This window comes from Solirubrobacter ginsenosidimutans (assembly GCF_027587205.1).
In genome coordinates, this window is sequence record NZ_JAPDOD010000041.1 from 49,984 (window position 1) to 62,025 (window position 12,042).

A 12,042-nucleotide genomic window follows, 5' to 3' on the forward strand; every position below is an offset into this window, starting at 1 on the left:
TGGGCGGGGACGACATCCGCGTGCGGGTCCTCGCCTGCGGGTTGCCAGGGTCTCATGCCTTCTCCTTGAACGATTCCACGTGGTCCGCCGCGAAGGCGTCGATGTCGCGCGGGTCGCGGTCCAGGACGTCCTTGACGCCGGACGTGACCATCTGCGCGCCGCCGCTCGCGTAGACCTCGAACAACTCTTTGAGTCCTTCCGCGTTCCACGGCGGGACGCCCGCGCGGACGAGCTCGCGCTTGAGCGTCTCGACGGGGATCTCCTCGACCTCGATGTCGCGGCCGGCGGCCTTGAAGAGCCGTACGGCCTGATCGCGGTAGGAGACGGCCTCGGGGCCGCTGAGGCCGTACGCCTTGCCCTCGTGGCCGTCCTCGGTCAGGGCGACCGCGGCGACCTCGGCCACGTCGCGGGCGTCGACGATGCTGAACGCGGCATCCGGCACCGGCGAGTAGAACGTGCCGCCGATCACCCGCGAGCCCCATGCCAGCGTGTTCTGCATGAACCCCGTCGGCCGCAGCAGCGTCCAGGCCATCCCGGACTCCTTGAGCGCCTGCTCGACCTTCGCGTGGGTGCGGGCGAAGCGATTGGGCGCCTCCGGGTTGGCGCCGATCACGCTGAGCTTGACGATGTGCTTGACGCCGGCTTCCTTCGCGGTCTCCAGGAACGCCTGCTCGAACTCCGATTGCATCGGGCTCATCGGGCTCACCAGGTAGGCCCGCTCGACGCCTTCCAGCGCGGGCCCGAGCGTGCGCGGGTCGCCGAGGTCGCCGGTGGTGGGCTCGAAGCCGAGGTCGCGCAGGTGGTGGGCCTTCGTCTCGTCGCGGACGAGCGCGCGGGCCTCGGCGCCACGGGCCTTGAGCGCACGCAGGACCTCCATCCCGGTCGTGCCGGTCGCTCCGGTCACCAGCAGCATCACTCGGCCTCCATGTCTCTCGTGAACTCCTCGCTCAGTTCGCCGCGGTAGATCGGTTTCGCCCAGCCGGTCAGGTCGACGTGCAGCGCTTCGTCGACGTCGACGACCAGCTCTCCCCCGTCGAGCTGGACGGTGACCGGCGAGTCGCCGCCCCGCAGCACGTGGGCGACGGCGGCGCCGGACGCCCCGGTGCCGCTCGAGAGCGTCTCCCCGACACCGCGCTCGAATATGCGTGCGCGGATCGTGTTCGAGGTGACCTCGTGCCAGAAGCTCACGTTGGTGCGGTTGGGGAAGATCGGGGCATTCTCGATGTGCGGGCCGAGCTTGGCCAGGTCCAGCGCGTCCGGATCGGGCACGCGGATCGCGCACTGCGGATTGCCGATGGCGACGTGCTGGAAGCGGAACGTCTGGCCGTCGACCTCCAGCTCGCCCTGCCCGTCCGCGGGCCCTTGCGGGAAGTTCGGCGAGGTGAGGTGGGCGCGGCCCATGTCGACCTTGCAGGTCGTCGGGCTCGTGATCGTCGGCCGGATCTCCCCCGCCAGCGTCTGGAGGCTGAACGTGTCCGCGTCCGTCCAGCCGCTGCGGCGCAGGTAGAGGATCGCCTCGCGCGCGCCGTTGCCGCTCAGCTCGGCCTCGGAGCCGTCGGGATTGAAGATCCGCAGGCGGGCGACGTAGCCCGGCTCGTCGGGTTTGGTGAGCACCAGGACGCCGTCCGCGCCCGGTCCGAAATGCGGGTCGCAGAGCAGCTGGATCTGGCGCGGAGTGAGCTCGGCCTCCTCGAGGATGAGGTAGTCGTTGCCCAGCGCTTGCCACTTTTCGAACTGCATATGAACGTCAGATCATGGCGACCAGCTCGGCGGCGACGTCCTCCGGCGTCCGGTCAGTGGTGTCGATCAGGTGCGCGCCCGGCAGCTTGCGCAGCCACGTGACCTGGCGCTTCGCGTATTGGCGGGTCTTGGTCTTCATGCCTTCGACGTCGCCGTCGAGCAGCTGCTGGAACCCGAGCGCGGCCCGCGCGGTGCTGGACGCGCCGGCGGCCTGCGCGCGCTCTACCTCTTGACGTGCGCCGGCGGCGATCATGGCGTCTATGCGCTGGTCGATGCGGGTGTTGAGCGCCGCGCGGTCCATCGTCAGGGCCGCCAGCAGCGTGGGATGGCGGGTGTTCGCGGTCCACAGCTCACTCGGCGCGTTGGCGGGCGGCGGCGGCTCGTGACCTGCCGCGAGCAGCTCGTGGCTTCTGAGGATGCGCTGGCGGTCGGTCGGCTCGATGCCCGCTCGAATGGCTTCGGGGAGCGCTTCGTGGAGCTGTTGGAGCGGCCGTGGGTCGTTCGCGAAGCGCTCTCGGATCGCTTCGTCGACGGGCGGGCGGAGGTCGAGCTCGGCCAGCGCCGCGCGGAGGTACAGGCCGGTGCCGCCGACGACGATCGGCCTTTGCCCGTTGTGCAGCAGCTCGTCGATCTCCGCGTGCGCGCGGCGGGCGTAGGCGCCGGCCGAGAAGGTCTGGGTGATGGGGACGAAGCCGAGCAGCCGGTGCTCGAGTTCTTGCTGTTGCTCGGGGCTTGCCGCTCCGGTGAGGATCGGCAGACCTTCATAGACCTGCATCGCGTCCGCGGAGACGGCGACGGGATGCTCTCCGCGTGCGCGGAGTTCGTCGGCGAGCGCGATCGCGACCGCGGTCTTCCCGACGCCGGTGGGTCCGAAGACGGCGATGAGGAGCGGCGACGGGTCGGCTGACACGGCGAGCCAGTATGGCCGGGTCGCGCCCGGCTCCCCGGCGCCGGGGTGCAGGCCGCGCAGTATCGTCAGCGAGATCATGGGCGTCCGCATCGGCACCGGCCTCTCGACCGTCCCGGACCCTCGGATCGCGGCGCTCGAAGCCGCGTCGGCGGCCGCGGTCGAGCTCAACGGCGCCGTCTGCGAGCTCGCCGTCGTCTTCGTCTCCGGCAACCTGCTCTCGGCACCCGAGGCCGTGCTCGCCGCCGTGCACGAGATCCTCGCCCCGGACGGGTTGATCGGATGCGGCGCGGGCGGCGTGATCGGCCACGGGCGCGAGATCGAAGGCGGGTCCGCGGTGTCGGTGTGGGCGGCGAGTCTCGGCGACGGCACGGCGACGACGTTCCACGCGACCGTCGAGGAGCTCGAGGAGGGCACCGGCGCGCTGACGGGCATGGCGGACCTCGTCGGCGCCGACGGCGCGATCCTGCTGGCCGACCCGGTGACCTTCCCCACCGACGCGGTGCTGCGGTTCCTGACCGAGTCCTCGCCGATGCTCCCGCTGATCGGCGGCCTCGCGTCCGGGCGCACCCTCGACGACGAGTCGGTCCTCTTCTTCGGCGAGGAGGTCGTGCGCGACGGCGCCGTCGGCATCCGCCTGGACGGCGTCGAGGTGCTCCCGATGGTCTCGCAGGGCGCCGCGCCGATCGGGCCCGAGCTGACGATCACCGCCGGCGAGGGCCACGTGATCGGCGAGCTCGCCGGCAAGCCCGCCCTCCAGAAGCTGCGCGAGACGATCGAGGAGCTCCCGCCCGAGGACCTGCGGCTCGTGCAGGGCGGGCTGCTGGTCGGCATCGTCGTCGACTCCAACAAGCCCGACTACCTGCAGGGCGACTTCCTCGTCCGCGGGCTCGTGGGCGCCGACCCGGAAACCGGCCAGGTGGCGGTCGCCGCCGACGTCCACCCCGGCCAGGTCGTGCGCTTGCACGCCCGCGACGCCGAAAGCGCCGACCACGACCTCCGCGAAGCCCTCTCGATCCGCATGACCGCACTCGGCGGTCGCACCCCGGCGGGCGCGCTCGTGTTCGCCTGCAACGGGCGCGGGCGCAGCATGTTCGGCCGCGCCGACCACGACGCCGAGGCGATCGCGGACGCGCTGGCCGGCGCCCCCGCCGCGGGGTTCTTCGCCGCCGGCGAGATCGGCCCGGTCGGCGGCGGCTATTTCCTGCACTCGTTCACCGCGACCGTCGCGGTCTTCGCATGAGCGGCGCGAGTCGTCGCGCGGCGGCGCCGCTGCACGACCGTGGCGCCGTCTGGAGCGTTGGCGCGTGAAGCTCGACGGCGCGCGCGTGCTGCTGACCGGTGCGACCGGCGGGCTCGGGCAGGCGATCGCGCGTGGCCTCGCGGCGCGCGGGGCGACGTTGATCGTGACCGGCCGGCGTGCCGAGGTGCTCGAACCGCTCGCGGCCGAACTGGGCGCGCGGGTGATCGTCTCCGACCTCTCCGAGCCTGACGCCCCGGCGCGGCTGCTGGAGGAGGCGGGTGAGGTCGACGTGCTCGTCGCCAACGCCGGGCTGCCGGGCAGCGGGCGCTTGCACTCCTTCACCCCCGAGCAGATCGACCGCGCGCTCGACGTCAACCTGCGCGCCCCGATCCTGCTCGCCCACGGCCTGACCGAGTCGATGGTCGCTCGCGGCCGCGGGCACCTCCTGTTCATGTCCTCGCTCTCCGGCCGGGCGGCTTCGCCCGGAACCTCGATCTACGCGGCGACCAAGTTCGGGTTGCGCGGGTTCGCCCTCTCCCTGCGCGAGGACCTCGCGCCCACGGGCGTCGGCGTCTCCGTGATCCTCCCCGGCTTCATCAGCGACGCGGGGATGTTCGCCGACTCCGGCGCCAAGCTGCCCCCGTTCGTCGGTACCAAGCGCCCGGAGGACGTCGCGCGAGCGGTCGTGAAGGCGATCGAGGCAAACCGCGCCGAGCTCGACGTCGCGCCTCTGCCGCTGCGCGCCGGTGCGCACCTCGCCGCCCTGGCCCCCGGGCCGATCGGCTCGATCCAGCGCAAACTCGGCGCCACGGCGACCGCCGCGCAGTTCGAGAAGGGCCAGGCGGACAAGCGCTAGCCGGCGCGGCGTGGCGCGGCGTGGCGCGGCGTGGCGGGTCGCCGCGCGGCGGGCGCGCTCCGTGTCGGCGAAACCGAGGACGACGGCGCCGACCGCACCGCCGACGGCCAAGGTGCCGGGATTCAGCCCCGCGACGCGCAGCGCCAGGACCGCGGCGACGACGATGAAGACCAGCCGCAGCAGGAAGCCCGCGGTGCCGGCCGTGCCCGGGTCCATGCGCCCCAAGAGCGCCGGCGCGGTGAAGCGTCCGAGGTCCCGCGCCAGCGCCCAGCCGAGAATCACCATGACGACGGCGGCGGCCACGCGCACGGGCGTGTCGACCCCGAAGATCCGTTCGCGCTCCACGTAGGCGCCGAGCGTCAACGCGAACAGCGGGAGCAGCGCGGCGAGCTCCCACTTCGCGCGCCGGGCGCGCTGGGCGGTCTGCAGCGTCACCGAGCGCGCTCGCGGGGCGACGTGTGGTCGACGTAAGTGAGGCATCGGGAAAGCCCAACACTGCGCAAAGCGCCGGGTTTCAGTTGCTGTGACGGCAATCACAAATCGTTCACTTCTTGTCGACTACGGCCCGTAAGAGTCCCCCACGCAACTCTCATTAGAACGAGACGAGGAGGCAGGGAATGCGCGTTCTGCGCATCGGGACGCTCGGCGCGATCGGTCTCGCGGCGTGTGCCACGGCCGTCGCCGTGGGCCAGTCGGGGCCTGATAAGGCCGCCGACATCAAGGCGTCCATCGACATCTCCAAGCCGAAGAACATCATCCTGTTCATCGGCGACGGCATGGGCGAGCAGGAAGTCACGTCCGGCCGCTATTACGGCAAGGGCGCCACCGGGCGCCTGAACATGGACGCGCTCAAGCTGCGCGGTGACGTCACGACGTACAACGTCGGGCCGGCGGCCCAGGCGCCGTACCCGCCCAACTACGTGCCGGACTCCGCGCCGACGGCGAGCGCCTGGTCCAGCGGCATCAAGACGCTCGACGGACGGCTCGGCCAGGGCCCGAGCTCCGGCGTGACCGTGCCGGGCACGAACTTCAAGACCTACATGGAGATCGCGCGCGACCGTGGCATGGCCACGGGCAACGTCTCCACCGCCGAGATCACGGACGCCACGCCGGCCGGCCCGTCCTCGCACATCTCCCAGCGCGGCTGCCAGGGTCCCAACGACACGCGCACCGCGTGCCCGACGGAGACCAAGGCCGCCGGCGGCCTCGGCTCGATCGCCGAGCAGCAGGCCGACGAGAAGTTCGACGTCGTCCTCGGCGGCGGACGCGCCCGCTACGCCCAGCCGCTGGACGCGGGCGGGACGAAGAACGTCATCGACTACGCCAAGGAGAAGGGCTACAAGTACGTCGCCACCAAGGACGAGATGAACGCCGTCACGTCGCTGGGCTCGGGCGAGCGGCTGCTCGGCCTGTTCCACGACAGCAACATGACGACGGAGTACAACGCGCTGATCGCCTCCGACACGGGCGCGGGCTCGGCGACGACGAAGTGCACGCCGTCCAACCGCGGCACCGAGCCGAGCCTGAAGGAGATGACCGACAAGGCCATCAAGCTCCTGCAGGGCAACCAGAAGGGCTTCGTGCTCCAGGTCGAGGGCGCCTCGATCGACAAGCGCGACCACTCCGCCGACGCCTGCGGCCAGATCGGCGAGCTGCTCGGCATGGACGACGCGATCGGCGTCGCCCAGGAGTTCCAGCGCACCCACCCGGACACGCTGATCCTCGTCACGGCCGATCACTCCCACACGAGCCAGATCATCCCCGTCACCCAGGTTCCGCGCGGCGCGTACACCACGCTGCAGACGGTCGACGGCCAGCCGATCCGCATCGCCTACGGCACGGCCCCGGTCTCCGGCAGCCAGGCCCACACGGGCTCCACGGTCCCGGTCTTCGCCTCGGGCCCGCGTGCCGCCGACATCGTCGGCACGATCGATCAGACCGAGCTGTTCCCGGTCCTCACCAACACCCAGACCTCGCCGAACAACGGTTCCGCGCCGGTGATCGTCGGCAGCGACGTGGGCGGCAACGTCCCGGCCACGCTCGCCCTGACCACGGGCCCGGGGGCGGCCACCTTCGCCCCTTTCGTCCCGGGCGTTGAGAAGGACTACACCGCTTCCCTGGTCGCGAACGTGACCTCGTCGGCGGCCAATGCAACTCTCAGCGTCGCCGACACCAGCTCCATCGCCACGGGCCGCCTCGTCAACGGCTCGTTCTCGCTCGTCCGCGCGCTCGAAGCCAAGTCGGGTAGCGGCGCGTACGCGCAGGTCGGCGGCAGCGCCGCGCCGACCACGCTCGTGAACTGGGCCGGTCCGGTGTCCAACGCCAGCACACCGATCGACTTCAAGCAGTCGATCGGTGCGACCGAGCCGCTGCGCACCGGTCCGTACACCAAGACGCTGACCCTGACGCTCAGCACCACCGCTCCGTAGGGACCACCTCAAAAGAGGCTCCCCTGAATGACCCTCGGGGGTCGCGGCGCCGTCGCCACCGGCGGACGCCGCGGCCCCCGATGGCGGTCGCGCACGGGGTAGGTCCGCAGCGCCCACGGCGCGCCCGCCGCCAGCTCGATCTTGCGCTTCTCGGCCGCTGACACGTACGCGCCCTTCGCGTAGAGCTTCTCGTAGCGCGGCACGAGGTCCGGCCGGTGCTCGCGCAGCCACGCGAAGTAGATGTCACGCACCGCGCCACGCAGGAACAGCGTCTGGCCGCCGATGTAGGTCGCCCGCGCCTCGGTCGCCGCCTCGACGATCCGCTCCACCTGCTCCGGGGCGTCGTTGACCCCGGGCATCAGCGGCGCGATCAGCACCCCGGTCGGGATGCCCGCGCGGTTGAGCTCGCCGACGGCTTCCAGCCGCGCCTTCGGGTTCGGCGTGTGCGGCTCGGTCGCCCGCCACGCCTTCTCGTCCAGCGTCGGCACCGACAGGCACGCGCTGACGTCCGTCACCGCGGCGATCTCCTGCAGCAGGTCCAGGTCGCGCAGCACGAGCGGCGATTTGGTCAGGATCGAGCAGGGGTTGCGGAAGCCGCGCATCGCCTCCCAGATCCCGCGCATGAGCTTGTAGCGGCCCTCCACCCACTGATACGGGTCGGTGTTCGTGCCCAGGGCGATCGGGTCGCCCCGCCACGACCTGCGCCCGAGCTCCGCCCGCAGGACCTCGGGCACGTTGACCTTGACGACGATCTCACGCTCGAAGTCACTGCCGGCGTCCATGTCCAGGTACTCGTGGGTCGGCCGGGCGAAGCAGTAGACGCACGCGTGCGTACAGCCGCGATACGGGTTGATCGTCCACTCGAACGGCAGCCCGCGAGTGCCGCCCGGGACGTGGTTGAGCGCCGATTTCGTGCGCACCTCGTGGAAGCGCATGTTCAGCGCCTCCGGCGCGTCGAAGCGGCGGACGACCGTATCCCCCAGACCCGGCAGCCTCCCCGCGTCATCCGAACTGATGTTCTGCGAATCCCAGCGCATACGAACAGATGTTCGCATAGCTGCAGGACGGAATGTCGAGCCAACCTCGACCAATAGACGGTGCAACGGCGTCGACCGCTCAGGGATACTCCGTGAGCGCTCGCGTGTCGGAGGAGCTGTTCACTCCCAACTTCCACCCGGCACGCGGGCGCCGACTGGTATACGCCGTTTTTACGTCAAGCGGCGCGGGAGAGCAGCGATTCGCTGCCCGTGAGCGACTGGCTCGTCGCCGCGCTGATCTCGACCGGGACGATCTCGCTCGGCGAGGCGAGGCCGTCGAAGTTGACGACCTTGTTGTGCGTGGTCCGGCCGCGCAGCTGTGACGGGTCGTGGCGCGAATGGCCCTCGACCAACACGTCGAGCGTCCGGCCGACGAAGCGCTGGGCGCGCTCACGAGCGCGCCGCTGGACGACCTCGACGAGCCGTTCCATGCGCTCCACCTGCACCTCGTGCGCGATGAAGTCGTCGACGAACTCGGCGGCCTCGGTGTCGCGGCGGGGCGAGTAGATGAACGTGAAGGCGCCATCGAAGCCGACCTCCTCGACGACCTCGAGCGTCTCGGCAAACTCCGCCTCGGTCTCCCCCGGGAAGCCGACGATGATGTCCGTCGTGATCGCGCAGTCCGGCACGTGCTCGCGGATCAGCGCGACGCGATCCAGGTAGCGCTCGCGGCCGTAGGTCCGGCGCATCGCCTTCAGCACCCGCGACGAGCCCGACTGCAGCGGCAGGTGGATGTGCTGGCACACGGACTCGAGCTCTGCGTGGGCGCGGATGACGTCCTCGAGCATGTGGGCGGGATGCGGGCTCGTGTAGCGGATGCGGTCGATGCCGTCGATCGCGTCGACCGCCGTCAGCAGCTCGGAGAACTTGCGCGGCTGCGGCCGCAGGCGGGTGCCGTAGGAGTTGACGTTCTGGCCGAGCAGCGTCACCTCGCGCACGCCGTCGGCGGCGAGCGCGCGGACCTCGTCGACGAGCTCGTCGAACGGGCGTGAGACCTCACGCCCGCGCGTCGTGGGCACGATGCAGAACGAGCACTTCATGTTGCAGCCCGCGCTGATCTGGACCCACGCGTGGACGTCACGCGCCCGCTTGCCGGGAAGGTGCCCGGTGAAGCCCTCGAACTCGAAGAACCCCTGCGCCGTCAGCGAGTCGCTGGTCAAGAACTCCGCCAGCTTGTTGACCTGACCCGGCCCGAACGCCACGTCGACGAACGGGAACTGGGCGAAGACCTGGTCCTTCATCGACTGCGCCCAGCAGCCGCCGACGCCGATCACGCGGTTCGGATCCTTGCGCTTGAGCACCCGCGCCTCGTACAGGTGCGAGACGAAGCGCTCGTCGGCCTTCTCGCGAATCGAGCAGGTGTTGAACAGGATCAGGTCCGCTTCCGCGCGCTCGGGCACCTCGGCGTAGCCGAGCGACTCGAGCATCCCCTTCATGCGCTCGGAGTCGTGCTCGTTCATCTGGCACCCGAAGGTGGTCACGTGGAAGCGCTTCATTTCGGCTAACGAGCGTAGTCGGTGGCCCGCGACTCCCGGATCACCGTGACCTTGATCTGGCCCGGGTACTCGAGCTCCTGCTCGATCTCGCGGGCGATCTCGTGGCTCAGCAGCACCGCGCCGTCGTCGTCGAGCGTGCCCGGGATGACCATCACGCGGATCTCGCGGCCGGCCTGCATGGCGTAGACCTTGTCGACGCCGTCGTGGCGCGTGGCGATCTGTTCCAGGTCTCGCAGACGCTTGACGTATTGCTCCAGCGACTCACCGCGGGCGCCGGGGCGGGCGCCGGAGAGCGCGTCCGCGGCCTGCACGATCACGGCCTCCACCGTCTGGGGCTCGACCTCGTTGTGGTGGGCCTCCATCGCGTGCGCGACGGACTCGGACTCGCCGTGGCGGCGGGCGAGATCGCCGCCGACCAGGGCGTGCGGGCCTTCGACCTCATGCGAGACGGCCTTGCCGATGTCGTGCAGCAGCGCGGCGCGGCGGGCGGTCTTGGCGGACGCGCCGAGCTCGTCGGCCATCATCGCCGCGAGGTGCGCGCACTCGATCGAGTGCGCGAGGACGTTCTGGCCGTAGCTCGTGCGGTACTTCAGGCGGCCGAGGATGCGGACCAGCTCGGCGTCCAGGCCCTGGACGTTGGCGTCCAGCGCGGCCTGCTCGCCGGACTCGATGATGTGGCTCTCGAGCTCAGATTTGGCCTGGTAGTAGGTCTCCTCGATGCGGGCCGGGTGGATGCGGCCGTCGGAGAGCAGCTTCTCCAGCGTCATCCGGGCGATCTCGCGGCGGACGCCGTCGAAGCCGGACAGGATCACGGCGTTGGGCGTGTCGTCGATGATGAAGTCGACGCCGGTGAGGTGCTCGAGGGCGCGGATGTTGCGGCCTTCACGACCGATGATGCGGCCCTTCATGTCGTCGGCCGGCAGCTGGACCACGGACACGGTGGTCTCCGCCGCGTGGCCGGCGGCGAGGCGCTGCATGACGACCGCGAGGATGTTGCGGACGCGGCGGTCGGCGTCGCGCTTGGTCTCCTCTTCGATCTGGCGGACCAGGCGGGCGGAGTCGTGGCGGATCTGGTCCTCGAGCTCCTTGAGCAGCAGGTGCTTGGCCTGAGAGGCCGACAGGCCCGACAGGCGCTCGAGTTCACGGACGTGGCGCTCGTGCGCCTCAACGGTCTCCTGGAGCCGTTCCTCGAGGCGCACCTCGCGCGCGTCGAGCTCGGCGATCCGGATGTCGATCGCGCTCTCGCGCGAGACCAGGCGCTCCTCCAAGCGCCCGATCTCCTGACGACGCGCCATGGCGTCGTCGGTCTCGGCCTTCGCGGCCGACGTCTCCTTGGCCGGGGCGCTCGCGGGCCGGGCGCTCGACGGAGCCGTGCCGGCGGCGACGAGCCCGGGGGCCCGCTTCACCAGCAGTAGCGCCGCGATCACCAGGCCGGCCGCGAGAACGGCCGCCGCGATCACAGTTTCCATTGTCCGTGTCCTCTCTCCGTACGCCGCCCTGCAGGGCGCGGCGAGATCCGATGCTTCGATGTCTATGAGGCGGCAGATCGAGTCGAGCCCGGAGCCCGGAGCGAGAGGGTCAGCATGAAAAGGCGGCTTTGGGGTGGCCGCCGCGTCAGTAAGCGGCTAGGTGAGTGTTGTCGGAAGGGTCCGAGCCGAGCTCGGTGGGCGTTCTCGCCCGGTGCGTTGTGTCGTGGCCGGCATTGCTGAAGCTGCTGGATCGCTCGTAAATGGCTGATTTGCTGCTGTTTCAATGGGTCCGAGCGGACCCGGTCTGTCGCTGCGCCGGATCGTAGTACCGGACGCTGCGGCACGCAATGGAGGACCGTTCTACGGAGAGTCGGTGTAAGCGAGGCCGATGCCGCAGTGGCGGCACCGGAAGCGGTACGCGGTCTCCCCCGCCGCCTCGGTCGTCCCCACGAACGCGGCGCCGTCGCCGCAGTGGTAGAGCCAGTGCTCCTGCTGCCAGCCGTTGAAGCCGGGCGTGCGTTCGGTGATCTCGTCGAGCACGCGGCCCGGCACTTCATCCGGCACGTCCTCGCCCACGTCGGTGAACTCGATGCCGAGCCGCAGCGCGGCGGCGCCATCGGCGATGCACCACGGACACAGCGGCCCTTCGACGAAATCGTCGGCGGCGAAGACGGGCCCGGTGTAGACGAAGCCGAAGCGGTGGCCGCAGAGCGCACACGGGAGGCCCGACTCCACGATCGACCCGGTCTTGAGCGGGTCAGGGTGATACGGGAACTCGGGAAACGGCGGGGCGGGCTCGAGCGGCTCCGGTCCCGCTTCCTTGGGCTTGCGGCTCCACAGGGCCATCCATGAATCGTTTCATGCA

Annotated in this window: 11 protein-coding genes; 4 read left to right on the forward strand and 7 right to left on the reverse strand. The window is 70.6% G+C overall.

What is annotated here, in order from left to right:
- Window positions 1–52 precede the first annotated feature (52 nt).
- From OM076_RS32610 to miaA, 3 genes are read right to left on the reverse strand one after another with little or no spacing between them, the layout of a single operon-like run.
- Complete coding sequence (locus tag OM076_RS32610; protein ID WP_270044334.1) at window positions 53–913, reverse strand: SDR family oxidoreductase; 861 nt, start codon at window positions 911–913, stop codon at window positions 53–55.
- A complete protein-coding gene (gene dapF / locus OM076_RS32615; protein WP_270044335.1) occupies window positions 913–1,740 on the reverse strand; it encodes a diaminopimelate epimerase in 828 nt (275 codons plus the stop codon). The genes OM076_RS32610 and dapF overlap by 1 nt, the downstream gene beginning before the upstream one ends.
- A 7-nt stretch (window positions 1,741–1,747) precedes the next feature.
- The gene (gene miaA / locus OM076_RS32620; protein WP_270044336.1) at window positions 1,748–2,728 is read right to left on the reverse strand and encodes a tRNA (adenosine(37)-N6)-dimethylallyltransferase MiaA; all 981 of its coding nucleotides are present in this window, start codon (window positions 2,726–2,728) and stop codon (window positions 1,748–1,750) included.
- On the opposite strand from miaA, the gene OM076_RS32625 reads away from it, so the two are divergent.
- From OM076_RS32625 to OM076_RS32640, 4 genes are all read left to right on the forward strand, one after another.
- The gene (locus OM076_RS32625) at window positions 2,727–3,890 is read left to right on the forward strand and encodes an FIST signal transduction protein (RefSeq protein ID WP_270044337.1); all 1,164 of its coding nucleotides are present in this window, start codon (window positions 2,727–2,729) and stop codon (window positions 3,888–3,890) included. The genes miaA and OM076_RS32625 overlap by 2 nt on opposite strands.
- 64 nt (window positions 3,891–3,954) lie before the next feature.
- Window positions 3,955–4,746: an SDR family NAD(P)-dependent oxidoreductase gene (locus OM076_RS32630; protein ID WP_270044338.1), complete on the forward strand. Its 792-nt coding sequence runs from the start codon at window positions 3,955–3,957 to the stop codon at window positions 4,744–4,746.
- A gap of 30 nt (window positions 4,747–4,776) precedes the next feature.
- Window positions 4,777–5,217 carry a hypothetical protein gene (locus tag OM076_RS32635; RefSeq protein WP_270044339.1) on the forward strand — a complete coding sequence of 147 codons (441 nt, stop codon included), beginning with the start codon at window positions 4,777–4,779 and terminating at the stop codon, window positions 5,215–5,217.
- Window positions 5,218–5,363: 146 nt separating this feature from the next.
- Window positions 5,364–7,175: an alkaline phosphatase gene (locus OM076_RS32640; protein WP_270044340.1), complete on the forward strand. Its 1,812-nt coding sequence runs from the start codon at window positions 5,364–5,366 to the stop codon at window positions 7,173–7,175.
- 8 nt (window positions 7,176–7,183) lie between these two features.
- Here OM076_RS32640 and OM076_RS32645 read toward each other — a convergent pair whose 3' ends face one another.
- The 4 genes from OM076_RS32645 to OM076_RS32660 form a co-directional block, all read right to left on the reverse strand.
- The gene (locus OM076_RS32645; protein WP_270044341.1) at window positions 7,184–8,212 is read right to left on the reverse strand and encodes a radical SAM protein; all 1,029 of its coding nucleotides are present in this window, start codon (window positions 8,210–8,212) and stop codon (window positions 7,184–7,186) included.
- Window positions 8,213–8,388: 176 nt separating this feature from the next.
- On the reverse strand, window positions 8,389–9,708 hold the full coding sequence (gene miaB / locus OM076_RS32650) for a tRNA (N6-isopentenyl adenosine(37)-C2)-methylthiotransferase MiaB (protein WP_270044342.1): 1,320 nt from the start codon (window positions 9,706–9,708) through the stop codon (window positions 8,389–8,391).
- Window positions 9,709–9,713: 5 nt separating this feature from the next.
- The gene (rny, locus tag OM076_RS32655) at window positions 9,714–11,177 is read right to left on the reverse strand and encodes a ribonuclease Y (protein WP_270044343.1); all 1,464 of its coding nucleotides are present in this window, start codon (window positions 11,175–11,177) and stop codon (window positions 9,714–9,716) included.
- A gap of 360 nt (window positions 11,178–11,537) precedes the next feature.
- The gene (locus OM076_RS32660; RefSeq protein WP_270044344.1) at window positions 11,538–12,023 is read right to left on the reverse strand and encodes a CbrC family protein; all 486 of its coding nucleotides are present in this window, start codon (window positions 12,021–12,023) and stop codon (window positions 11,538–11,540) included.
- Between the last annotated feature and the right edge of the window lie 19 nt (window positions 12,024–12,042).